The organism is Psychrobacter sp. 1Y1 (assembly GCF_051847395.2).
In the GTDB taxonomy this organism is placed as follows: Bacteria; Pseudomonadota; Gammaproteobacteria; order Pseudomonadales; family Moraxellaceae; genus Psychrobacter.
Map to the genome: position 1 here is coordinate 2,282,308 of NZ_JBPYDF020000001.1, position 24,137 is coordinate 2,306,444.

The window sequence follows — 24,137 nt, forward strand, 5'->3', positions numbered from 1 at the left end:
AAAAGTAGGGTAAAAATTTTATAAAAAAGCCGTCTATCACTGATAAACGGCTTTTTTGTTCATAAAGGACAGTGCTACAAGCTTATCTACTTGTTCAAGCTAGTTTGCTCACTCTCATTTGTGTTAAACAAATAGAATGAAACTAATAGGTCGCTAGCTCAAGACCAATACCGGCACCAATATCGCTAGAGCGATTGTCGAAATCAACTCCCCATACTCTAGTCGTCACTTTAGTCATAGGCTGCAACTGATGTTCCCAAGAGACGTCGATAGCAGTGAGCTTGTCAGTTATTGGAAAAGCTTGATTATCCGCCTCCCCAGTCCGAGAGTCTAACTCTCCTGACTGATTGACTTTAGCGTGTTGTAGCTTCGCATGGATAAAGTTACGTCCATCAAGCCATAATCGACCACCGAGCGCGACACTTTCGGCATCACCACCGAGCGCATAGCCGAGTGGATAGCCTTGCTGATAATAGCCATCAGTGTATGTTCCATGATCGTAAGAAATACCACGTACTTCACCGCTGGTGCGCGTATCAGTATATTCCGCATAGAGTTGATAAGGCTTGCCCATCGCCGCAGAGGCATAATCTACGCCAGCCAAATACATATTCTTAGCGGGTAGACCGCCGGCTTCATCTTCACCAACATACTGTCCGTAGACACTCGCTGGCACGTTAAATAAAGGTGCTAATTGCACGCGTGCATCGAAGCCGCCTAGTTGGTTGGCTGGGTCACCGTTATCATTACCACCATTGTCCTTGGTTCCCAAGATGGCATCGCCAAATGAGCTGATACTATCTGGACGACCTTCCCCGCCCCACATAAAAGTACGAGAAGCGCCAACCTCTAACCAAGGTAATGGGCTGGCTGCTAGGCGCGCGCCAAATAACTTGGCATCTGGAACCGCGTCATAGTCATCCAATTGACCAGCAAACAGCTGATACTGCCAAGGACCGACCCAGTTTAAATATTTATAAGTTGGTGCGGTTTGCGTATCACGCTGCATAGTAATCCCTGTAACTGGAATGCTAGCATCTCCTCGAATGAGACTGCCATCCTGCCCGGGTCCCCACCATGCTGGAATTTTACCAGCGATCAACCACTGATTGGCAGCCATACCAGCAATATAAGAGCCTTCAAAACTGACATCTGAGTCATCATCAATCAGCTCATCATTCTTAAACGTTGCCTGCAAATTGAACTCCCAATTGGCTTCGCTTAAGCCGACCGAACCGCTAATCTGCTGCCCTGCTAGCTGATCATCACCAAAAGTCTGCGGCAAAGACTGACGATCGGTATGTAGCGTTATTTCGCCAGAGGCTTTAACCAAAGAGTCGCGATCTTGACTGAGCCGCGTCTGTATCGACTGTACGACTTGCTGCTGTACCACATTAGTGAATTGAGCGCCTTGTAAGCCTCGCTCGATCTCATTTGCGCTCAATGGCCAAGTGCTGGTACTGATCTGCGTAACACCTTGAGTGTTTAGCAAATCAATATCTGCTTTGAGACGTAAGTCATTTATATATAAATTCTGTGCTGATGCAGTCGTTGTCAGCATTGGCACTATCGCTACGATACTGACACTTAACACTGTTAATAATTTTTGGGGCTGTAGTAGATAAGCACTATGCTAGACTACTTTTATGAAGATAACCCGTTGTAAACTAAGTAAAAAAGCACAGCGAAGGCTGTTAGAGTTTTTTACGGCTGAAGTGACTGCTAGAACAGCCGCAGATTTGCTTGATATTCAGCCTAATACTGCTGCACTTTTTTATCATAAAATAAGACTTGTGATAGATTATCATCTCTCATTAGAAGCTGATGAGCTTTTTGATGGTGAGGTCGAATTAGATGAAAGTTACTTTGGCGGTGTACGCAAAGGCAAAAGAGGTCGCGGGGCAGCTGGTAAAACCGCTGTATTTGGTATTCTAAAACGAAACGGTAAGGTTTATACCATTGTCGTAGCAGACACCAAACAGACTACCCTAATGCCTGTTATTAAGCGTAAAATCAAGCCTGACAGCTTTGTTTATACGGATAGCTATCGAAGTTACAATGCATTAGGTGTGAGTGAGTTTAAACATTTCAGAGTCAATCACTCTATAGAGTTCATTTGCGGTAAGAACAATCACATCAATGGCATTGAGAACTTCTGGAATCAGTCCAAACGAACACTCAGAAAGTATAATGGGATTAATAAGAAGAACTTCCATTTGTTTTTAAAAGAGTGCGAGTTTAGATTCAACTATGGCTCACCATCTAATCAGCTGAAAACCTTGAGAAAATGGTGTGATATTTAATCCTTATCTACTACAGCCCCTAATTTTTTATTCATAAGGGTCTGCTTTTATGTTGAAGTGTGGCGATAAGTAAGCGTTAGCTAATTAGACACAATTAACTTCAGCCATTCGAGTAAATACAGTATTGATGGCATCAACGGTCTGCTCAATCTCAGCAGTAGTCAATGTAGGATGGACTAAGAACATTAGACTAGTCTCACCCAGTTGCTTCGCTATTGGTAGCGGCGTCTCTGGACGCAACCCAGTATTATCAAATGCCTTTTCTAAATATACCTCAGAAGCGGACCCCGAAAAACACGGTACATTTAACGCATTGATCTCATTAATAATTCGATCGCGTGACCATCCTTGTGGCAGAGTCTCTGGCTGCACATATACATAGAGCTTGTAGTAAGCGTGGATACAGTCAGCAAACGCTGATGTTGCCTCCAACTTAGGTACTGATAAATAGCTTTGTGTCTCCCAACCAGCGCATGCATCTAATATTGCATGGGCATTGGTAGTACGCTTAGCAGTCCAGTCGTTCATACGCTGTAACTGAATACGGCCGATCACTGCTTGCATCTCCGTCATACGCCAGTTGGTGCCAAAGCTCTCATGTAACCAGCGATAGCCTGGTGGATGCTCGGTCTCATAGACCGCTGCATAGCTCTTGCCATGGTCCTTATACGCCCACATTTTTCGCCATAGCTGCTCATCATTGGTAGTGACCATACCACCTTCACCGCCCGTGGTCATGATCTTATCCTGACAAAAGCTCCATGCCCCAATATGACCAATACTACCAACGCTACGGCCTTTATACTTGCTACCATGTGCTTGAGCACAGTCTTCTATAACATATAGATTATGCTGCTCTGCTAGCGCCATAATACCGTCCATATCACATGGCCAGCCAGCCAGATGCACACAGACGATGGCTTTGGTTCGCTCAGTCAATACTGCGGCAATTGTCTCAGGTGTGATATTGCCTGTCTCGGCATCGACATCAGCGAATATCGGAATCGCACCTGCATTGACCACAGATGAGATACTGGCGATAAAGGTACGCGGGGTGACAATAACCTCATCACCTGCACCTATACCGAGCGCTTGCAAGGCCACATCTAGAGCCAAGGTACCGTTACCCATTGCTATCGCATACTTGCTATCTGACCAGTCAGCGAACTCCTGCTCAAACTGACGGCATTCTTGCCCTGTCCAGTAGTTGACCTTGTTGGATAACAATACTTGGCTGACCGCATCGGCCTCTTGTTGCGTAAAACTTGGCCAAGGTGAAAAGAGAGTGTTTAGCATATAGTCCTCTATAACGCTGATGTTTTATCATTAATAAGTCATCGTTAGGCGTTGATTGTTTCTATTTTTTTAATAATCGTGCCGGATTGCCGACGACGACAGCGCCAGCTGGCACGTCTCTAATTACTACTGCGCCCATACCAACAACCGCACCTTTACCTATAACTAGTGGCTTATCAGGTGTGCCTTGCTTAAGGATAGCTCCTGCACCAATATAAGCATGGTCATGAATATGGACATTACCATTACAGCTCACTCTAGGGGCAAAGGTAACGTAGTCACCAATCACACAATCATGCTCTACATAACTATACAAACTAGCATGAAAACATTTACCAATAGTCACATTTGACGCTATCGTAACAAACGGGCTAATCGCTGCCCCTATTCCAATAACTACTCTTTCCATGATTAGTGTAGTCCGATCTTGAACGGACCATAGCGATATGCCGTCGTTCGATAGTCTGTTAGCTATTTTTTGACGAATATTACTGTCTGCAATAGCAATTAATACATGTTTATTCGCACAGTCTAGACCTTTAAACTGTTCATAATTCATAGCTATACGGTCGTTAATAGTACTTTGTAGATCTAATGAATCATCAATAAATATCACTTGGCTATCAATATTCAATCGTTTCAGTTGTTGAGCTGCTACTGGCATTAAGCTACGGCCACAGCCTGCTGCCCCATAGACAGCAAAAATTTCATTCATAGCGTTACTTCTGATTTATCTTATTTGTAGAACCTGTAAATTTACTCATAGTGGCTTCACCATCCGCACTGATACCATCTTTAATCAGCACTTTTTTGACAGTTTTGAATAGTATCTTGACATCTAACCATAACGATTGGTTGTCTACATACCATGTATCTAATTCAAACCTCTCTTCCCAAGTAATAGCATTACGGCCATTAATCTGCGCCCAGCCTGTAAGGCCCGGAAGCATTTCATGGCGCCGTTTTTGTTCATCAGTGTACAGAGTCAAATATTCTTTTAAAAATGGTCGTGGACCGACTAGACTCATATCACCTTTTAATATATTTACAAGGCTAGGTAACTCATCAATACTTAGCTTTCTAAATATATTACCAATTCTAGTGATGCGATATTTGTCTTCAAGTAAATCGCCGTTCTCATCTCTTTCATCTGTCATTGTTTTTAGTTTAAAAATAGTAATAACTCTACCGTCTTTCCCACCTCTTTCTTGAGTGAAGAATGGAGATTTTTTTAAATCGAGCCACACAATAAATGAAGAAACCAACAAAACACATGACCAAATAGGCAACGTTCCTAATACTAGTATCAGATCAAGTATTCTTTTTAGCATTTAAGTAACCTTTAATTTCGTTGAGTTGATATACAGAAGATATAGACAGAATCGTACTTTTGATAGCAGGCTCTAAGAAGTTATACTCTAAAAGTCTAATAACACCTTCAGACTCAATTAATGCTTTATCAGCAGAAAATGGGCGTATGCTAACCACAGTACCATCGTCGCAATCTGTTAATATCCGATCATATTCTAGCTCTTGAGGGTTTCTATAAACACAGAAACCATCAAATATATTAGTCTCTAGCGCCTTTTCCATAAACTCTAATGAATAAGGAAAACACAAAGCACTACCTACCAAACCGCTTTGCTTTAAATCTTCTACATCATGTCGCATTTGTTCCTGCTGCTTAATAAAACTATCTATTCTTTGTTGATCAGACAAATTACTACGCCACATCCACTGTATGGCTTCTAATTTATCTATCTCAAATATACTCAGATAGTTACTTACTTTTTCCTTTAATCTATTACTAGAGTATTCATAGTCAGAAAAATGTGGTTCAGCCAATTTGACAATATGTTTAAAAACTATAGTGCTATCTATCAAAGATACTTCTTTTAAAGCCTTTTGTAATAGAGGAAAAGAGTCATATTCCGAAGATGAATGTATGGTATTAATTCCAGCATAATATGCTTGACACAATAGCTTAGCCCAATAATGCCCATCTCCTTTATCTTCACTCATTCTCATTGAGCCAAAAATAAGTGGGCTCATAAAAAATTACCCACATCGAAAGCGCACTTCCAAATAAATCGTTCACCTTCCATAGTGGCTGAAAATGAGTTTCTACCATGAATGACTTCGTTATCTTTCCATAAAATGGCCTGACCAGGCTGTAACTTGATCTCAAGTAAATTTTTATGTATCGAAGGACTATTTTTTAGAAACATGTGGAAAGTTTCTGCAATTTTGCTAATTTCTTGGTCTACACTTTTCTCCACACAATAATAATTCCAGTTAATTTTCCATATACCATCACTCTTACTAATAACTTTATCATGTCTACTGTCACCTGAACGGGCATGAGTGACCACATTAGCAGTCAAATAAGAAAGTAGTTTCGGTGCCTCTTTTTCTAATGCATTAACGACATCACTAGCATTTATAAAAATCGTCTCACCACCATCACCGGCATTTGTCACACAACATAATAAACTTGAATTTGGGAAGTCTGGTATATAACTGCCATCAGTATGTAAAGGTTGTGCTTCTGAGGAATGACGATAAGCATTTTCTATTTTCGGATCATATCTAATTTCCATCCATGCTTCACCAGTACGTTGTGAGCTCCTATCTTTAATAGTGGCATCTTCAGCAAAAGGAGCAACTTTTCCTAATTGTGGAAAAAGTGAATCATAAAATTCTTTCACATCAGCAACCTTTGAAGTAGGATCTAAAACTACCACTTTAATGGCATCATCGTCCCATGCTGAAAGCAGATCATGACAGCCTTGACTTGGATTATTTGGGTCTATATCAATAGATTTAAACATTTGATTCTCTCTACAATTATTTATTTATATTAAGTAATTTATACATTAAATAGCACATTGGAGCTAGCAATACATACGGTCTGACCAAAAAGTATTAAACTTTCATCATTAGGTAGAAGGTTACCCTACTTCTATGTTGCATCATGCATATTACGAAACTTAACCATCTCAAACAAAATACCATTTAGTCTATGGCGTGTTTGACGAAACAATACTAGAAGGCCAATGTTTTACTAATTTTATAAACAGTAATAGCATACACAGGAGATAAGATAATCAAGACTGTAGTTAAGGTTGTGATATCAAAGAGTCGTTTTATCATATAAAACTCATTTCTTTATACATTTTTTGAATAAAAATCTAAGTAGTTTTGCCAAACCATTTTTTGGTCGAAATTTTCAATAGACCAATCTCTGGCTAATTTGTACTCAAGCTTGAAGTTCGGATTACTAGCAGCTTTATCGATTTCCTTAACGATACTATCTGTATCTTTAAAAATAAATTTTTTGCCGCTTATCCCCTCACTTACGCTATCTTTAACACCAACTACGTCATATGCAAAAGTTGGAACTCCACAACTTGCAGCTTCGATAGCTACATTACCAAAGCCTTCTCGATGACTCAAAAAAAGGTGTAGATCGGCACTTTGGAAGTATTTGATAATATTAGCTGTATAAGGTATATGCTCTACATTTGAATAGTTATCCAGAATACTTTTTAATAGCCCTTCAGAATACTTATCTTCAATCTGACCTACTAAGAGGAATTTTATATTTTCATTTTTAGACTTCTTTATGATTTCCGCTAGGTCATAAACTCCTTTATCGTAGCAAATACGACCAATAATCAAAACCTTAAAACCAGCATTACCATTTTTTTTCCGGTTAGACTTAATAGGCTGAAAGTTCACTGTATCGACGCCATTTGACGATCCTCTCCCCAGTAAAATCGCTTTATTTTCATTAAGTAAGCAGTCATTAAGATATGCTTTCTTCAAGGAGTCGGAAATAAAAACAACTTTATTAGATGTTAATAAAGCTAATTTATCAAGCATGTGAAAAAACAATCGTTTTTTCCCAGAGAAATTTTCATAAACTCTACCACGTATGATAGCAATACGATTTTTATGTAAGGTAACACGTGATGCAATACTGCCTATTAACAAGGCCTTTGGGGTAGAGTAAACTATTATATCAAACCGATTAAAAGTTAAATACTTCAATAAAAACATTAGAGATTTAGTATCTTTTAATATAGATGGATGGCGCTTAAAATTAGCATTAATTACTTTACCTATTTTTCGTTCAGTAAGTATATCTAATTGTACTTGGTCACCTCCACAAATAAGCGTAATATCAAATTCTGAATTATCTTTAATAAATTCAAGCTGTCCACGACATAACACATTAAATGCAATAGCATCAGTGATTATAAAGCATATTTTTTTAGCCAATTTTATTATCTCTTTTTACTGTAGCAATAGGAATCTCAAAATCGATTATAAACTTAATTTCATTTTCAATACGAATTTTTTCTAACTCAGTAAGTCGTATAGAATTACGACGCCTACGAGCTATTTTGATAGCAGTTTTAGGAAGGAATCTAACTATTAATGTCTTAGCTAAGTTATTAGAAAAAGCTTTAACTTTAAGCTTAAAACCAAAATTACGTTTGGCATCCGCTATTATTGTATGACGCCCTATTGAATAAGCAAGTAGCAGTTGCTTTTGAGTCACATTATTATCTTCACGATAATAATATAATGGTTTATCAATAAATCCGACTCTTAGATCGTCTTTAGAATATGAGCGTACCCATAAATTTGTATCTTGCGACTTATGTAAGTTTTCTTTATATTTATTGCGCTCAAACCACGTACGACGACCCAGTAAAGAAGCGTGAACGATGCCTGTATTACCAGATAATAAACCAGTACTAGTAATCTTATGGTTTAAGGACACACACCTTACACCTAAAGGTTCATTATTGTTGCTTAAAGAGCATAATCCTGTAGAAACTAAATCAATACCTGGATTGGCCTCTAGCATGTTAAGTTGTTTTTCAATACGTACAGGTGACATAAGATCATCAGCATCCATACGTGCTATAAAATCATACTTTGCAAGACTCACTACTTGATTGAGACGTCCTGCTAGTTTTAGATTATCACCATCAGAATAAACAGTCACTCTAGGATCATCTATAGATTGTGCCAGCTCCAATGAGCGATCTGTAGAACCATCATCGATTAAAATAAGCTCCCAACTCTTGTGAGTCTGCGCAAAGATAGAACGTACAGCATCTAACAGCGTGGATTCTGCATTATAAAAGGGAATACAAATAGTCACATAAATGTTATCAGTCATTAGAATATCTCAAAAATAGGATTGATAATATAAGGAGTCAAATTACTAAATCTAGTAGTTGTCAGAATAAAATAAAAAACAAACAGAATTACTGCTGAGCTAGTTATATAGACGTTATTTATTCGTTTAAAAACTACGGGCAGTATTAAGATAAGTGTCCAAGTAAAATAGCTAAGCAAACGCTGTGGTCCTGAAGGGTTAGCACCCAACATAGCGACAGGTATTAGAAATACTACACCAATGGCATAAAAGGTAAACAGTTGCATAAACTGTTCATCTCTGATCTTATAAATACGGATAATAATATATATCACAAATATAAGTATGGCATAAAAACCTAGCGTCAGATAACCACCACCTTCTTGATCTGCAGCTGAATAGCCTTTATACCTATCATTCGTTTCAGCAATGTAAGAAATTAAAAATTGAACACTAAACAATGACCCTAAAAATGTGATTATTACTTTATATATTAATTTTATTTTTGAATTTACTAGAAAGTAAAATGGTATTATGAATAACGCGGTAGTATGGAATAAAGAAGCAACAATGCATACTAACAAGTATTTAAAAAATCTTTTTTCCAACAAATATGGAGTAGCAAGTACAAATATCGCCATTGCCAAACCTTGTCGTAATCCATTAAAGAAAAAAGTATAAACTCCTAACGTCATAAATAGAAATACAGAAAACCAATAATTCACACTATATTTTCTAATAACCTTTAGGTAACAATAGACTATAGTCAGTCCTGAAAGCCAAAAAAGCCAAAAGTAATTATAAGTTATACTCAATAGAGTGTATTTTAATAATTGGTAGCCAATTTCAACAGATTCATTAAATTGAAAATTATAGATATTTAGACTACTTCTAAAGTCTTTAGTATAATTCCATGAATCTGTACCAACTCGAAAACTGCGTATACCTGCAAATAAAGACAATACTATTAATGGAACCCAAAAAGACTTTCTACTTAAAGCCTGTTGCTCTAGCACTATCCAAAATATAACAAAGCTAAGGACTAATAAATATGGCAGCATTTTAGCCCTCTATAAAATATGTTTAAAAAGCAAATAAAGAATTATAAACTCACATAAATTTGAGCGATTTTTTGGGCATTAGTAACAGCATCAAATCCATTGATTTCTAATGCTTTCACTATTTCTTCTTCAGTAGGCTCTGAATATCTTGAACTTAATAGATTATCAACCCAATCCTTAGCAGACTCAAGGGATAAAAAATCAACCAAATTCAATCCCAGGTCTACCTCAGTAGATATCTTATCAGAGACTAATGCTGGTAGACCAACCGTTTGACTCTCTACTAACACTACAGGAAAGCCCTCATGTAAGGACGGCATAATCATATAGTCCGCACTAGCCATCAATTCAGTAATATCAGTTCGTACGCCTAAGAATTTAACATTATCTGATAGTGACTTATTTATAACCTTTGCCTTTAGTGTTTGTTCTAATGACCCTTGTCCAATAATATACAATGTAAAATCAATATGACGACTTTTTAGCTCTTCCGCAATTTCTAAAGAAAATTTATGGTTTTTAACCTCATTCAAGCGACCAACTTGAATTATTTTTACATTATTATCGCCAAACTCTTGACTAATATAATTTTGTGATTCATTAGCAACTTTTATCATATTTTCTACGTCAACAGCATTTGGTAGTAGCCATACATCTTTTGTGGTACCAAATAAATAATTAGCAGCTAATTCACCGCATGCAATTTTATGAGTTGATACTCTACGATTGACTATTAGTGCCCACTTCTCATAGGCTTTTTTAGCAGTATTAGAATAGCCATTGTTCGTATTATGTGAGTGTGAAATACGATGCTTAACTCCAGCACCCTTTGCAGCTAATAAATGAAACGCATTGCTTAATAACATATGCGCGTGGACAATTGTATATTCAGGACGCCTTTTCAAAAACTTTTGAAGTTTTAACATGCGTTGAATAGGATTATTAGCCAATATGGGAATTATTTTGCCGCCCATTTGAGTTATCTCAGCGTCATAATCGCCTTCTCTATCTGTAAAAGTTATAAAGTCAAACTGAATTTGAGTACGATCTATATTACGGTACAGATTCATTAGCATCGTTTCTGCACCAGCACGATCCATTTTACCTACTATGTGTACAATACGTTGTGGAGTCATTATTTATTTACCTCAAGATATCCTGCATCAGATTCATACATAGAAATAATCTTATCTATCATAACAATTCGATATGCAAGCGTAGTCGCTGATATTCTTTGAGAGCTTTTTGATTTTAGGTAAGCTTTAGGTGTCGCAGGTAAGTAATCAGACAGTAGTCTTTTCACTGCTTGACGCACTAGAACGATTGTTGATTTTGACCCATCATTTATTGATCGCTTTGAAAGAATATGTTGAACAGAATCAATCAAATCTGGATGAAAATAGCCAGTTTTTTTAACCTCTAGTAGCTTATGCAACAGATATTCATGCCCACATATACTATCAAAATACGAATTCATTGAATTTAGAGAACCTACTGCTTTAAAAGATACACCACTACGATCGTACTTTTTCCAGAGCTTTTGAATGTGGCGTTTATTCCCTTTTTCTTTGTCAGGCAATCCCATATAAAGCTCATATAGCGACCAATTAAACATAGGTGCTCTATTTTCTACAAAGCCACTTATTTGCTGTGAAAATGCAGATATTATCATTGGAACACGATAGCTGACGTAAAGACGGTCTCTCCACCTCACTAAAGACTCTCCATCTAAACACTCTATCTTAATTTTACTATTGTTCTGTAGTTGGATGTACTCTTCCATACCAATAAAATCTTTTATATTTATATAGTCAGCTAGTAGCTGCAAACCTTGATGCATTCTAGCTTGAGCAGGATTAATATCTAACCCTTCTGTATAAGGAATGTCACCTCTTACGATTATTCGATAACCGCGCTTGAAAAAATCACCCCACATATAGAAGCTATCTGTAAATGCATTAAAATGATCAATACGCCCTTCACTTGTTTCTGTAAAGCGATCGAGTACCTGATCATAATCACTAACTTTGGTAGGCAAAGACAGAATCAATAATTCTTTTTTGTAAGAGTTGGCTACGCGTTCTGCTGCGGCTGTATCGTCAAATTTTTTTCCTTTGTTAAATACACCCCAATTAGCAAGCGTTAATTTATCAATCAAACCAGCCTTTTTACTAAGTGCTAGTAATAGTCGACTATCTAATCCACCAGATAGAGGGAGTAAGACTTGATCGTTAGCATACTCATTAATAATTTTTTTGAGTGATTTTGTAACTTGCTTTTCGTATATTTTGAGATACTCACTTAGTTTAGTACTACCAGAACACGGTAGAGACATACCCCGCTTCTGTATCGAGTCAAAACTCCAGTTACCAACGCCCAGTTTATATTCTAAATTTGGAAGTGCTTGTATAACCTCCTGATCCCAAGATATAAACGGCCCTTGACAACCAGAAGATAAATACCAAGCAATTGCTGCTTGATTTAACTTAAAGGTGCTTTTCAAAGCTACGATGGCACGCTGTGATGTAGATACTATTAATATATTTTCATCATAGTAGTACCATAATGTTCGCGATCCGAACTGATCACAAAAAAATGATACTTCATCATTTTTATTTGTGATGACAGCATAGGAGCCATCAGCGTTAGAACTATAAGATTTTACTTTATTATCAGTTTGGTCTATCCAGCCAATAACTAATGCATTATCTTCAGGTCCAGCAACACCTTCACTATTCTGTATGGCATAAAAACCATTAGCATCTTCTGGCCATATTTTTGCCGTATTTTGGCTTTTATTTTTGATAATCGTAGGCTCTAATAGACAGCATACCTGTTCAAGTTTATCAATAATTTTTGACTGTTCTGTTGGTTGCCGCGTTTTTATAAAGATGTAATTTGCCATTAGATACTCTATTTCATAGTTTATTATTTAAAAAGAATAAGCAAAGTTAACGGCGAGCTTTGCGACGTGCTGAAGAAATTTGATTAAGACTCTTACGCATAGCTTCGATAACAGGAGCAGCTATGCGTACGTGCAGCCTTAAACTTAAAAGTAAAAGTCGTATTTTAGGAGAGGGTGAGCTATAGGCACGATACTTACTCATCTTTTCAGTATGTTGTTTTGCTTTTATAACAGCTTCTTCAAGATACTGGGTATCTATTGTAGTTAATACAAACCAAATCCCACTGTGAATCTTATTCGCTAGAACTATTTTAACTGGCAACGATGTTGAATACTGTTCAGTTATATTCGCAACTAACCCATGTGATGAGAATATATGTAGAAGTTTACGATCACCTGACCCAGTAATAGAGTCACCGCGTTGACGATAATGATAATAACCGTTATCAATTTCAACAATTTTAGATGCAGCAAACCCTGTTTCCCAATGGAACGGCCAGTCTTCATAATATTGCCCTACCGGAAACTTTAACCTTTTATTACGTACTAACTCAGTACGCATAAACTTTAGCCAAGCAAAATGTGGATATTTAAAATAATCTACTTCCGTCATAGGCTTACAGTGATTGCTTCTACTTTCTATCTCTGGAACTATTTGTACTGGCTGGCCATCTTGAAAGGTTTTAGACTTAAACAGTACAACATCAGCAGCACAGCTTAATGCTGATGTCAAACCAGCCTTTACCAAATTTAAGTCTATAATATCGTCAGAATCGACGAACATCATATATTCGCCTGTCGCAAAGTCGATACCTGTATTACGTGCCGCAGATAGACCACCATTTTTCTTATGTTGAATTATTTTTATACGCTCATCTACAAGATGAAAGTCAATCGCTTCTCTAGAACCATCAGTTGAGCAATCTTCAACTACGATAATTTCAAGGTTTTTATATGTCTGCTGCTTTATAGAGTTGAGACAGTCATCGATGTAAGTTTCTACGTTATATACTGGAACGATAACGCTCACTAACGGTTCTTTTATAGTATTCATATATTGGTTAGCACTTTTCTCAGATCGGCATATGCCGCTATATTAACTGGAGAGTTATTTAGATTGCCTTTAGGCACTGATAAGAGGTTATAGATTGCTTCATCAATATGACTGATTTCTTCTAATTCTAAAAAAACAAGTCTCGGATGATCGCTCAGCCAATCTAAATGAGTTTGTCTAATTTTGTGATTAGAGTTTGGTAGTACCAAACACGGCGTACCTGATAGTAAGCATAATATCATACCGTGTAGACGGTCAGTAACTACTAGCTTGGCTGCACGGAATTGGTTCAGTTTATCTGACAAGAGTGTTGCACAATAATCATTATCTAGTTGTGAGCCACCAGCATGAGTATCAGTCTTCGTAATTTCATAACCTGTATCAGCTAAAGCCTTGTCAACTATAGCGTGCTGTGTAGTCGATAGAGCAATCTCTTTATCATTTCGTAGGCACTTTAGAATACCTGAGGCTTCTAAACCATCTGTAGCACCAAGCGACTCTGCCGACGCACTCATTACAATATCTGGCACTAAACCAATATTGACATTGTTATATTTATTAAAGAGCTCGATGAGCTTGTTATGTGTAATAGATTCTCTTGCAAAAATGTGTATATCTGGATGCTTAGCATACTTCTTTACGATAGTTTTTAACGCACGCTTAGATTTAGCTGAATCATCCCAATCCAGCGTCTGTGGAAAACAGACAATACGATTAGAAGGAAAAGACTCGATAACTAACTGTCGTAACTTTTCGATATCAGGATAAATGCCACCCATATTACCACCACCAATGATGGTAACCATATCTTCATTTTTTATCTGCTTCTTGATCGAACTGAGCACAAATCTTGTCTGACTAATAGGTATACTAATGACCTCATATCCAGTGAGCACATTTTCAAGATACTGTTTTTGAGCGCGAGAAATGGCGATATCGCCAATATTGCCATAGTCTGCCGCAAGAAAAATGAAGCAACGCTTATTTTTTGGCAAAGAAAAATATTTTTTGTGAATGTGAGCAGATAAAGATTGCTTTACATTCAAGGGTATTAATCTTTTAATTATTTTACGCATTTGATGCCTCGTCACTTTTTTTAGATTTTATTATTACAAATAACAATAAACTTAAATATCCAATGGCATTTATAATAGAAAACAATGCTATTGCAAGAATGTCACTATTGTTCCAATTACCAATATAAAGAGCACCAACTCGACCAAAAGTAATCATTACCTCATATACAAGTAGGGTAGATTGCATTTTTAATGCGGGCATGGCTGCAACTGCTGGTTGAACAGCTAGCATAGCAATCATCCACAAAGAAACCCATTGTGAATACTGACCTGCAATTTTCCACTCACTACCAAGAGCCCAAGGTAGAAATACATCACCGAAAAGAGCAATAAAGCCAAAAGGAATTGCTCCAACTGAAAATAAAACTAGTGCAGCCTTACTAATCAAAATGAAGGCATTTCCTGTCCTGTTACTAATTGCCCTAGTTATTTTTGGATAAAAAACTTCGCCTACTGATTGTCCTAAAAGCATTACTGGCGCACTTAAGAGCAGTAACACTAATGAATACTGCCCAGCAGCCCCTGCTCCAAATAATGTTGTTAGCATTAGTACAGGTAGACCTATAGAGAAAGCTCTGAGCACACTCTGTGGCATACGATATATAGCAAAGTCACGTTGCTCTATGGCTGCATTACGAACACCATCTGTACCAAACCAGTTACTTATCTTTAAAACACCTTTTCTAGGTACTCTTAGCATCTGCATCAAAAAATTTGTAAACTGCCCTACTATTGTAAGTAAGATAAGTAGCAATCCAGACGGTGCAAGCAGCCCTCCAATAAGCTTGCTAGTATCTGTAAACAGCTTGCTTTCTACATAGGCTCGAGCTTTAGCTTTAAAAAGACTTGCTCTAATAGCAGATTGATTTGCGACAGATAGAAAGGCGCCTACTACTAACGTTAATGGTATTAGATACAGCATCTCAGGCGCTTTCTCCATACCTGTCCATACTGCCAACCAAGGTTTTCCTACGTGAACTAAGATCAGTGAAAGAGGTGCAATGATCAAACCACATAATATGGATAATCTTGCTACTGCTGCTGCATCCTCATCACTCTCAGGCATGACGATAGCATTTGCATAACCCATAGTAGAGATTGGAGTAATGATATTAACGATTGCAGCAAACGCAGCGGCAATGCCAAAGGATTCAGGGCCATATAAACGTGTAAGAAACGGCATAAATGCCAAAGCTATGGCTTGTCCAGCAGCAATACCTCCGCCCACCATAGCAACATCTCGAATAAAATTGCTAGATTTGAGTCTTTTTACTATGCTCTGTATAGATGAAAATACTGCAGAAGGCATTATTGAAATCCAAATTAAAAGTATGTCAAACCTATGATGCTTGGAAAAATGATGCTAACTAACACCTTTTATTTAAGCTTTCGACATACCAAGGCATCGCTTTCTCAATACCCTTAACAATATCAAACTGCGGTGCATAGCCTAATGCCTTCTGTATCTTACTGATATCGGCCTGACTATGACGTACATCCCCTTCTCGAAAATCTTTATATACAGGATCTTGAGTATAAGTCACCCCATTGAGCGCTAGATTCTCTTGTAACGCTGTGAATAGTGTATTAAGCGTGGTACGTCCACCCACCGCCACGTTATACACCTCGTTTTTAGCTTCATCGGTAGCAGTCGCGGCTAAGATATTAGCCTGTACTGCATTTTCAATGAAATTAAAATCGCGACTAGTCTCACCATCACCATTAATGAATACCTCATTATCCGAGATCATCGCCGCTGTCCACTTTGGAATCACCGCTGCATAGGCACCGTCTGGCGTTTGACGCTTGCCAAAGATATTAAAATAACGTAGGCCAATAGTATTGAAGTTATAAGTACGCGCAAATACGTCTGCGTATAGCTCATTGACATACTTGGTCACCGCATAAGGAGATAATGGATTACCAATAGCATCTTCTACTTTTGGCAATGCCGGATGATCACCATACGTTGAGCTACTTGCCGCATATGTGAAACTCGATACTTGAGCATCGCGAGCAGCCACTAACATATTCAAGAATCCTGAAATATTAGTGTGATTAGTGTTGATTGGATCAGCAATAGAGCGCGGTACTGAGCCGAGCGCCGCTTGATGCAGCACATAATCAACACCTGCGCATGCTTGCTCGCAATCGGCTAGCTCACAGATATCACCCTCTATAAAGCTAAACCTTGACCACTGCTCCACGCTGACCACGCCCTGCACTTCATCGAGATTATGCTGAAAGCCAGTGGCGAAGTTATCTAGACCCACTACCTTTTGCTCTAACAATAGTAGTGTCTCAAGTAGATTGGAGCCGATAAAGCCTGCTACCCCAGTGATTAGCCACGTTTTAGGCGTCTGGACTAATGTTTCTTTGACTTGATTATAGGTTGTTGCTGTCATAGTATTTCTCATATGCTGTTCTAAGTTAGCTTTAGCTTATAGACGGATATCTGTATCTTCTTTAGCAAACACATACTTCAAATCATAGAGCACATGATTGGCTTTACCTAAGCTGCGAATGTGTGCGACACCCATATCGACAAACTCACTATGAGCCACGGCAAGGATGATACTGTCGTAGCTATCGATCGCAGGCGTACTAGTAGGTGTGATGCCGTACTCTCTTTGAGCTTCTGCGGTATCTACCCAAGGATCATAAACATCGACTTCGATATTGTACTCTTGTAGCTCATGGACAATATCGATGACCTTGGTATTACGTACATCAGGGCAGTTCTCTTTAAAGCTCAAACCTAAAATGAGTACTCTCGCGCCTTCGACTTGAATACGCTTTTTGATCATAGTCTTGACCAATTGCGTCACCACATATTCGCCCATACTATCGTTTAGACGACGACCAGCTAAAATAATCTCAGGATTATAGCCGATAGCTTGCGCTTTATGGGTGAGATAATACGGATCGACACCGATACAATGACCGCCAACTAAACCCGGACGAAACGGTAAAAAGTTCCACTTAGTACCAGCAGCCTCTAACACCGCCTCTGTATCGATATTCATCTTATTAAAGATCACCGCTAGCTCATTGATCAGCGCAATATTGACATCGCGTTGGGTATTCTCAATGACCTTAGCCGCTTCTGCTACTTTAATGCTTGGTGCTTTATGTGTACCAGCGGTAATAATCAAGTTATATACACTATCGATGAAGTCTGCGACTTCAGGTGTAGAACCTGCAGTTACCTTCAAAATATTAGTAACTCTATGTTCCTTATCTCCTGGGTTGATACGCTCAGGACTATATCCTGCATAAAAGTCCTGATTAAAGATAAGTCCAGAAACATGCTCCAATACTGGAATACATACCTCTTCAGTTGCGCCAGGGTATACAGTAGATTCATAAACAACTATGTCATCTTTTTTAAGCAAGCTACCGATAGCTTCGGATGCTTTCACTAATGGTGTGAGATCTGGCTGTTTATACTCATCGATAGGTGTTGGTACAGTCACAATAAAGAAATTGCATTCCTGGAGATCCGCTATTTCTGAACTGAAACTCAAATGTGTTGCTTGAGATAACTCTTCATTATTTATTTCTAAAGTATGATCTGTACCTGATATTAGTTCAGCTATACGATCAGTATTGATATCAAAGCCGACAACTGAGTGATGCTTACCGAATTCAACTGCTAGTGGCAAACCAACATAACCAAGGCCAATCACCGCTATTTTTAAATTTTTAATATGATGCATAAGTGTTCTCTCTATAATATCTATTAATCAATAGATATTACTAATTAGTATAACCATCAGGGTTTTTAGATTGCCATCGCCAAGTATCTTCCATCATGTCCTCAATAGACCTTTGAGCAAACCAATTTAATTGTTGATGAGCTTTAGTCGCATCAGCATAACAACTAGCAATATCACCAGCTCTTTTCTCTACAATTTGATAGGGGATGTTAGTATTACTGGCTTTTTCAAAGGCTTTCACCATATCTAAAACAGAATGACCACTACCAGTTCCTAGATTCCATACATGGTATCCTAGATTGTTGACTATATAATCTAATGCGCTTAAGTGTCCTTCAACCAAGTCCATAACATGTATATAATCGCGTATACCTGTCCCATCATAGGTAGCATAATCATTACCATAAACAAAGAGTTTATCTCTTTTACCAACTGCAACCTGAGCGATATAGGGCAAAAGATTATTGGGAGTACCATTAGGATCTTCACCTATCATGCCACTATCATGTGCGCCAACTGGGTTAAAATACCTCAACGTAGCTACTGACCAGGTAGGGTCAGATTCTACTACCTGCATTAGCATTTGCTCTACCGCCATTTTTGTATAGCCGTAAGGGTTCGTAGGCATAGACATAGGGCATTCTTCAGAAATTGGTAATTCGTCTGGATCGCCATATACAGTAGCAGAAGAGCTGAATACTATTTTCTTTACGCTGTATTTTTGCATAGACATCAATAACTGTAAGCTTCCGCTAATATTATTATCAAAATACAACAATGGCTTTTCAGTACTTTCACCTACTGCTTTTAGACCTGCAAAGTGGAGGACAGCGTCGATATTATATTTATTAAAAATACTATTCAGGCATTCACTATCTCTTATATTACCTTCAACAAATATACATTGTTTATTACTTAGAGCTTCGACTCTCTTGATAGACTCGTAGCTACTATTTAATAGATTATCTAAAACAACTACTTTATGATTCGATTCTAGTAATTTCAGTAGCATATGGGAACCTATGTAACCTGCCCCGCCCGTTAATAGAATCATAGAAAGCACCTTATAAAAATTTAATTCTGTTTTCGAAGAGTTTTACTAAAATGTCTGATTATGAAACCGATTGATAACCTACTACAAAATGCTTAAACTGTTGCTTTAGCCAACTGACATCATGATATTGTGCTTTGTTAATAAGTTCAGACAACACTATTTCAATCTCGCTTAACGGAAAACTGTCTTCGAACGCCTGCATGATAAGGGGATGAGAGGTTTTTTGTACGTTATCTTCACCAATGATCAGCTCTTCATACAGTTTTTCACCTGGTCTAAGACCTGTGAATATGACCTCTATATCTCCATCTGGATTGCTACTGTCTTTAGGCTCATAGCCACTTAGACGTATCATTCGATGGGCTAGATCCACTATTTTTACTGGTGCGCCCATATTTAAGACAAACACTTCACCACCCGTTGCCATTGCTCCAGCTTGAATCACCAAATTTGCTGCTTCTGGTATCGTCATAAAGTAGCGAGTGACGTCTGGGTGAGTCACTGTAATAGCATTACCTTGCTCTATTTGTTTGGTAAATAGCGGTACAACCGATCCAGATGAACCAAGCACATTACCAAAGCGCACCATACTTATACGCGTCTTACCACCCACTATTTGGGCGGTTTTTTGCTCAGTATTCTGCCCTATCGATTGGCTTAGACCTTGACATACTAGCTCTGCTAAGCGTTTAGATGCGCCCATCACATTGGTCGGTCTTACCGCTTTGTCAGTAGAGATCATTACAAAGATCTCAACCTGAGCTTCGATGGCTGCCCGAGCACAGTGATAAGTGCCCTTAGCATTATTGATAACACCTTCAAATGGATTGTGCTCAACGATAGGCACATGTTTATACGCCGCAGCATGATAAACCGTTTGGATACTATGATCCTTGAGTACTCGTATCAGGTTAGCTTCATTGGTTACATTACCGAGAATAGCAATGACCTTGATACCTGCATAACGCTCTTTGCTCGCGACTTTGGCAATAAGCTCTTGATGAATGCTATATAAGGCAAATTCTGATAACTCGTATAGTACTAGGCAGCTTGGTTTGTTTTTGATAATTTGGCGGCACAGCTCACTACCGATAGAGCCGCCAGCACCCGTCACTAGTACACATTTACCAGTTATATTCTGCTGCAATAAGTGCTGGTTTGGTTCAACTGTCTGTCGGTTTAGTACATCAAGAATATCTACCGGACGCATGGTACTAACCGTTACCTTTTCATCAGCAATCTCATGCAAGCTTGGTAGCTGCTTGATTTTCACTGGTACATTGGCCAGTTTGTTAATGATCATACGATGCTTTGTGAGGCTAACAGACGGTAGTGCCAAAAATACCTGCGCCACATTTAAGTTTTCTACTACGTCGATCAGCTCATTGGCGTGGTATATTCTTTTACCACCAAAATAAGCGCCACTAAGCTGGGCGTTATCGTCAACAAAACCTACGATGCAATATTTATGCGAATGCTGTAGCGCCTCAAATAACTCTTTACCAGCAGAACCTGCACCATAGATGATGACATTTTCATAAGTACCATAGCGCTTGTCACGACTGCGGAGCTTACCCTGCCAGCTTGCCAAAAGCTCTTTGATAGTAAGCCGGCTACTCCACAACCAAATAAACAGTAAGAATAGATAAATAATAGGCGTTGAGCGTGGTATTGCTGGCAACCAATCAGAGAAGATAATGAGCTGATAGGCCAAAATAATGAACACAAACAACTGCAATACATGGCGCATCACCGTATCAAAGAAGACTCGCGATACCCCCTTATAAAAACCTATTGCGTACAAGCCTACAACAGGAATCATTGCGTATAAGAGTAGCGCTATAGGGCTAATATGATTGGCGATATAACCGTATCGTAATGCCACTGCTAAAAATAAACACAGCATAGACATTAGCAAGTCAGCACTGATCAATATACTACGCTTGATACCCCGTGGCAGGGATAGTAACCATTGCGCATGACTACGCAACCAACGATTTCTAGCCTTAATATATTTCTTGTTAGAAAAAGGATGAGTGTTATCATTCAAGTCTGATTGTATCGACATAATTTCCAACTATTTAACTATGAACATAATCAAAGATAAGATTTGCTTAAATACTTATTACTTATTAATGCCTACCTATAGATTACCTACTAGATGCTACTAGCTACTTAGTGTCGCCATACGCATAATTATAATGATAGCTATATTTGTCCATCAGACCTCTTTGTACATCATTGAGAATAATGCCATCTACCTGCATATTGGCTTTATGCATCTGTTTGACAGCGTATGTGACCTGCCCTACTATCGATTTATCATAACGCGCCACCATCAGCACTTTGTCTGCACTCTGCGCCAATATAACTGCGTCTGAGGCTGCAAGTACTGGTGGTGAATCGATAACGATATAATCATAGTGTGTTTTTAGCGTTGTCATCAGTTGAGTGAATCTGTCACTCATTAGTAGCGAAGCTGGATTGTGAGGGTGTCGACCACGCGGTATAAAATCGATGTCATCCACGCCTGTTGGATGAATGAAATTTTTGATGTTTAATTCACTGGTAGGCTGTGCTATTGAAGTAGTATCAACCTTGCCTAGGCGACCACGTCCTTCGACCAGATAGTCAGCCAACCCATTATCTTGGCTCAAATTAAACATCTTATGTAGCTCGCCCAGACGCATATCGCCATCTATCACCAGTACTTTTTTATTTAGCTGCGCAAAAACCTCTGATAAATTGGCACTGATAAATGACTTACCAACGCCTGGACTTTCACCAGCAATCAGGATGACCTTGCCTGCCGGGCGAGTAGACTCACTATTACTACCACCCATTACCTCAAATACAGTTGAATTTTTCGGTTGGTTTGGCATCGAAAATATCAGACTGGTTCTAAGGCTTTTAATAGCTTCATAGCTCAAACTGCTGTGATCTACGTGTGCCAACAAACGCATAGTTCCTTGCTTACTTTTACCAATTCTCGATAGCAAAGGAGAACGCGGTATGGTGGCAATCACTGGCACACCTGTCTTCGTCTCTATACGTTCAGGGTCTTTGACCACATTGCGTAATAGATTTTTTAGCAGTACAAGCATTGTTCCCAACATAGCGCCTAATAATAAAGCCAACACGATGATTTGTAATTTTTTGGGCGCGATGGCTTTATAGGTGCTAATAGGCAAATCAATAATACGTGCAAAACCAATCTGACCTGCTTTTACGATTTTAAGCTGTTCATAGTTTTTGAGGAGTGTAAGATAAATCTCTCTATTGATAGCTGTATCTTCAGATAGCTTCAAGAAATCTCGTTGGATTTCAGGTAGGCCAGCAATTGTATTATCAATCTCTCGTTTTCGACGATTGAGCACTGCCAATTGCTCGTTGATTTGTACTACCAATGGATGCTCATTGGTATAGTACGTAGTCAGGTCTGCTTTTTTCAGCTTCAGCTCATTAAGCTGCGTATCGATTTGCGAGTTTTCTGTCAATAATAGCTCAGCTTCTTTTGCCACATCGATGGTGCCATACTCTTTACGGAACTCGTTAAAAGTTGCCTCAGAGCTCTCTAAAGTAGCTTTGAGCGCTGGAATCTGAGTCTCCATAAAGTTAAGCGTTCTGGTGGTCTCCTCTGAGCCACGCGACTGATTCTGATCAATGTAAGAAAGCACTATTTGATTAAGGACATTAGTGACTTGCTCTTGACTATCACCCGTCATAGATAACTGAATAACTCCTGTTTGCTGCCCTTGCTCAACGACTGATAGTGCACTATTGATACTATCTGTCGTCGCTTTTAGCGATTGCTTATGGATAGTAACTGGATAACCATCGTCAGGCAGCTCATTGACCGTAATATGAACCTGACCATTGCTACCACGGAATTTATGCGCTTGACCAAGCTGACCCTTAAAGTCATCCAAACCATCTGTTAATACAAAGCCCGTTTTAGTCTTAGTCAAAGTAAATTCATGATTTAAATAAGCGCGTGATACATTGAACTGACTGACCTGGGTACGACCTTTGCCACTCTCTAAAGAAACCCCTTCTGGAGTATTGACTTGGGTATCAATACGGTCGGTTTTGATTTTGTCAAATGCACCAATATTAGGGTTAGCAAGTTTAATCCGTAGGTGTAATAGCGTCACAACTGGCTCTAAAATCATACGCGATCTAATAAGCTCAGTTTCTGTTTGCGCTTTACTTGCTTCAGAGCCTACCAATTCAGATATGCTCTCACCTAAGGCAGCAATACCTTGACTGTTTTCTTCAATCTGTATAAGTGCATCAGATTTAAAGGTGGGGTTGACATAACGGCTATACAAAACCCCAATAACTAGTCCCAGTAATGCAAAAAACAGAACGATCTTCCAGCCGCGTAACAGCACCAAAAGAAGCGCCATGAGATCAATCTCGTCATCATCTTTTTCTATCTTTGCTTTGGAAGCGTTCTGTGAGTCTATAGTCATAACGGCTTACTCATCATG

The 24,137-nt window shown here is 38.6% G+C and carries 20 protein-coding genes; 1 reads left to right on the forward strand and 19 read right to left on the reverse strand.

All coding sequences use genetic code 11. The annotated features are described in order from the left end of the window. Nucleotides 1-142: 142 nt before the first annotated feature. On the reverse strand, nucleotides 143-1,561 hold the full coding sequence (locus ACS8FA_RS23470; protein WP_439266093.1) for a capsule assembly Wzi family protein: 1,419 nt from the start codon (nucleotides 1,559-1,561) through the stop codon (nucleotides 143-145). Nucleotides 1,562-1,646: 85 nt separating this feature from the next. Here ACS8FA_RS23470 and ACS8FA_RS23475 point away from each other — a divergent pair, with 85 nt between their 5' ends. Next, a complete protein-coding gene (locus tag ACS8FA_RS23475) occupies nucleotides 1,647-2,303 on the forward strand; it encodes an IS1595 family transposase (protein ID WP_439266092.1) in 657 nt (218 codons plus the stop codon). A gap of 84 nt (nucleotides 2,304-2,387) precedes the next feature. Here ACS8FA_RS23475 and ACS8FA_RS23480 read toward each other — a convergent pair whose 3' ends face one another. From ACS8FA_RS23480 to ACS8FA_RS23565, 18 genes are all read right to left on the reverse strand, one after another. Next, on the reverse strand, nucleotides 2,388-3,599 hold the full coding sequence (locus tag ACS8FA_RS23480; protein ID WP_439266090.1) for a DegT/DnrJ/EryC1/StrS family aminotransferase: 1,212 nt from the start codon (nucleotides 3,597-3,599) through the stop codon (nucleotides 2,388-2,390). A 61-nt stretch (nucleotides 3,600-3,660) separates the two neighbouring features. Next, nucleotides 3,661-4,314 (reverse strand): NeuD/PglB/VioB family sugar acetyltransferase, encoded by a 654-nt coding sequence (locus tag ACS8FA_RS23485; protein ID WP_439266088.1) that lies wholly within the window; start codon nucleotides 4,312-4,314, stop codon nucleotides 3,661-3,663. 4 nt (nucleotides 4,315-4,318) lie between these two features. Then, nucleotides 4,319-4,930: a sugar transferase gene (locus ACS8FA_RS23490; RefSeq protein WP_439266086.1), complete on the reverse strand. Its 612-nt coding sequence runs from the start codon at nucleotides 4,928-4,930 to the stop codon at nucleotides 4,319-4,321. Next, on the reverse strand, nucleotides 4,911-5,651 hold the full coding sequence (locus tag ACS8FA_RS23495) for a hypothetical protein (protein ID WP_439266084.1): 741 nt from the start codon (nucleotides 5,649-5,651) through the stop codon (nucleotides 4,911-4,913). Before ACS8FA_RS23495 ends, ACS8FA_RS23490 begins: the two co-directional genes overlap by 20 nt. Beyond that, nucleotides 5,648-6,430: a TauD/TfdA family dioxygenase gene (locus ACS8FA_RS23500; RefSeq protein ID WP_439266082.1), complete on the reverse strand. Its 783-nt coding sequence runs from the start codon at nucleotides 6,428-6,430 to the stop codon at nucleotides 5,648-5,650. Before ACS8FA_RS23500 ends, ACS8FA_RS23495 begins: the two co-directional genes overlap by 4 nt. 337 nt (nucleotides 6,431-6,767) lie before the next feature. Beyond that, a complete protein-coding gene (locus tag ACS8FA_RS23505) occupies nucleotides 6,768-7,883 on the reverse strand; it encodes a glycosyltransferase (protein WP_439266080.1) in 1,116 nt (371 codons plus the stop codon). Further along, nucleotides 7,876-8,796 (reverse strand): glycosyltransferase family 2 protein, encoded by a 921-nt coding sequence (locus ACS8FA_RS23510; RefSeq protein WP_439266078.1) that lies wholly within the window; start codon nucleotides 8,794-8,796, stop codon nucleotides 7,876-7,878. Before ACS8FA_RS23510 ends, ACS8FA_RS23505 begins: the two co-directional genes overlap by 8 nt. Then, nucleotides 8,796-9,836: an EpsG family protein gene (locus ACS8FA_RS23515; RefSeq protein ID WP_439266076.1), complete on the reverse strand. Its 1,041-nt coding sequence runs from the start codon at nucleotides 9,834-9,836 to the stop codon at nucleotides 8,796-8,798. Before ACS8FA_RS23515 ends, ACS8FA_RS23510 begins: the two co-directional genes overlap by 1 nt. Nucleotides 9,837-9,877: 41 nt before the next feature. Further along, the gene (locus ACS8FA_RS23520) at nucleotides 9,878-10,972 is read right to left on the reverse strand and encodes a glycosyltransferase (RefSeq protein ID WP_439266074.1); all 1,095 of its coding nucleotides are present in this window, start codon (nucleotides 10,970-10,972) and stop codon (nucleotides 9,878-9,880) included. Continuing rightward, nucleotides 10,972-12,741, reverse strand: a complete 1,770-nt coding sequence (locus ACS8FA_RS23525; protein WP_439266073.1) for a hypothetical protein — start codon at nucleotides 12,739-12,741, stop codon at nucleotides 10,972-10,974. The genes ACS8FA_RS23520 and ACS8FA_RS23525 overlap by 1 nt, the downstream gene beginning before the upstream one ends. A 46-nt stretch (nucleotides 12,742-12,787) precedes the next feature. Next, a complete protein-coding gene (locus ACS8FA_RS23530; protein ID WP_439266071.1) occupies nucleotides 12,788-13,795 on the reverse strand; it encodes a glycosyltransferase family 2 protein in 1,008 nt (335 codons plus the stop codon). Next, nucleotides 13,792-14,871: a polysaccharide pyruvyl transferase family protein gene (locus tag ACS8FA_RS23535; RefSeq protein ID WP_439266069.1), complete on the reverse strand. Its 1,080-nt coding sequence runs from the start codon at nucleotides 14,869-14,871 to the stop codon at nucleotides 13,792-13,794. The genes ACS8FA_RS23530 and ACS8FA_RS23535 overlap by 4 nt, the downstream gene beginning before the upstream one ends. Then, nucleotides 14,864-16,180, reverse strand: coding sequence for a lipopolysaccharide biosynthesis protein (locus tag ACS8FA_RS23540; RefSeq protein WP_439266068.1), 1,317 nt, complete (start codon nucleotides 16,178-16,180; stop codon nucleotides 14,864-14,866). The genes ACS8FA_RS23535 and ACS8FA_RS23540 overlap by 8 nt, the downstream gene beginning before the upstream one ends. 58 nt (nucleotides 16,181-16,238) lie before the next feature. After that, nucleotides 16,239-17,276 (reverse strand): NAD-dependent epimerase/dehydratase family protein, encoded by a 1,038-nt coding sequence (locus ACS8FA_RS23545; RefSeq protein ID WP_439266066.1) that lies wholly within the window; start codon nucleotides 17,274-17,276, stop codon nucleotides 16,239-16,241. A 36-nt stretch (nucleotides 17,277-17,312) separates the two neighbouring features. Continuing rightward, nucleotides 17,313-18,590, reverse strand: coding sequence for a Vi polysaccharide biosynthesis UDP-N-acetylglucosamine C-6 dehydrogenase TviB (tviB, locus tag ACS8FA_RS23550; RefSeq protein ID WP_439266064.1), 1,278 nt, complete (start codon nucleotides 18,588-18,590; stop codon nucleotides 17,313-17,315). A gap of 40 nt (nucleotides 18,591-18,630) precedes the next feature. Then, the gene (gene galE / locus ACS8FA_RS23555; protein ID WP_439266062.1) at nucleotides 18,631-19,644 is read right to left on the reverse strand and encodes a UDP-glucose 4-epimerase GalE; all 1,014 of its coding nucleotides are present in this window, start codon (nucleotides 19,642-19,644) and stop codon (nucleotides 18,631-18,633) included. Nucleotides 19,645-19,702: 58 nt separating this feature from the next. Beyond that, entirely contained in the window at nucleotides 19,703-21,712 is a 2,010-nt protein-coding gene (locus ACS8FA_RS23560) for a polysaccharide biosynthesis protein (RefSeq protein ID WP_439266060.1), read from the reverse strand. Nucleotides 21,713-21,815: 103 nt separating this feature from the next. After that, complete coding sequence (locus ACS8FA_RS23565; RefSeq protein ID WP_439266058.1) at nucleotides 21,816-24,119, reverse strand: polysaccharide biosynthesis tyrosine autokinase; 2,304 nt, start codon at nucleotides 24,117-24,119, stop codon at nucleotides 21,816-21,818. Nucleotides 24,120-24,137: the final 18 nt, after the last annotated feature.

Coding starts and splice junctions, on each gene's coding strand:
- ACS8FA_RS23540 (WP_439266068.1), bottom strand. CDS start 16,180: ATGCCTTCTGCAGTATTTTCATCTATACAGAGCATAGTAAAAAGACTC.
- ACS8FA_RS23530 (WP_439266071.1), bottom strand. CDS start 13,795: ATGAATACTATAAAAGAACCGTTAGTGAGCGTTATCGTTCCAGTATAT.
- ACS8FA_RS23520 (WP_439266074.1), bottom strand. CDS start 10,972: ATGACTCCACAACGTATTGTACACATAGTAGGTAAAATGGATCGTGCT.
- tviB (WP_439266064.1), bottom strand. CDS start 18,590: ATGCATCATATTAAAAATTTAAAAATAGCGGTGATTGGCCTTGGTTAT.
- ACS8FA_RS23510 (WP_439266078.1), bottom strand. CDS start 8,796: ATGACTGATAACATTTATGTGACTATTTGTATTCCCTTTTATAATGCA.
- ACS8FA_RS23470 (WP_439266093.1), bottom strand. CDS start 1,561: ATGCTGACAACGACTGCATCAGCACAGAATTTATATATAAATGACTTA.
- ACS8FA_RS23500 (WP_439266082.1), bottom strand. CDS start 6,430: ATGTTTAAATCTATTGATATAGACCCAAATAATCCAAGTCAAGGCTGT.
- ACS8FA_RS23480 (WP_439266090.1), bottom strand. CDS start 3,599: ATGCTAAACACTCTCTTTTCACCTTGGCCAAGTTTTACGCAACAAGAG.
- ACS8FA_RS23495 (WP_439266084.1), bottom strand. CDS start 5,651: ATGAGCCCACTTATTTTTGGCTCAATGAGAATGAGTGAAGATAAAGGA.
- ACS8FA_RS23515 (WP_439266076.1), bottom strand. CDS start 9,836: ATGCTGCCATATTTATTAGTCCTTAGCTTTGTTATATTTTGGATAGTG.
- ACS8FA_RS23485 (WP_439266088.1), bottom strand. CDS start 4,314: ATGAATGAAATTTTTGCTGTCTATGGGGCAGCAGGCTGTGGCCGTAGC.
- ACS8FA_RS23475 (WP_439266092.1), top strand. CDS start 1,647: ATGAAGATAACCCGTTGTAAACTAAGTAAAAAAGCACAGCGAAGGCTG.
- ACS8FA_RS23535 (WP_439266069.1), bottom strand. CDS start 14,871: ATGCGTAAAATAATTAAAAGATTAATACCCTTGAATGTAAAGCAATCT.
- ACS8FA_RS23490 (WP_439266086.1), bottom strand. CDS start 4,930: ATGCTAAAAAGAATACTTGATCTGATACTAGTATTAGGAACGTTGCCT.
- ACS8FA_RS23560 (WP_439266060.1), bottom strand. CDS start 21,712: ATGTCGATACAATCAGACTTGAATGATAACACTCATCCTTTTTCTAAC.
- ACS8FA_RS23525 (WP_439266073.1), bottom strand. CDS start 12,741: ATGGCAAATTACATCTTTATAAAAACGCGGCAACCAACAGAACAGTCA.
- ACS8FA_RS23565 (WP_439266058.1), bottom strand. CDS start 24,119: ATGACTATAGACTCACAGAACGCTTCCAAAGCAAAGATAGAAAAAGAT.
- ACS8FA_RS23545 (WP_439266066.1), bottom strand. CDS start 17,276: ATGACAGCAACAACCTATAATCAAGTCAAAGAAACATTAGTCCAGACG.
- galE (WP_439266062.1), bottom strand. CDS start 19,644: ATGATTCTATTAACGGGCGGGGCAGGTTACATAGGTTCCCATATGCTA.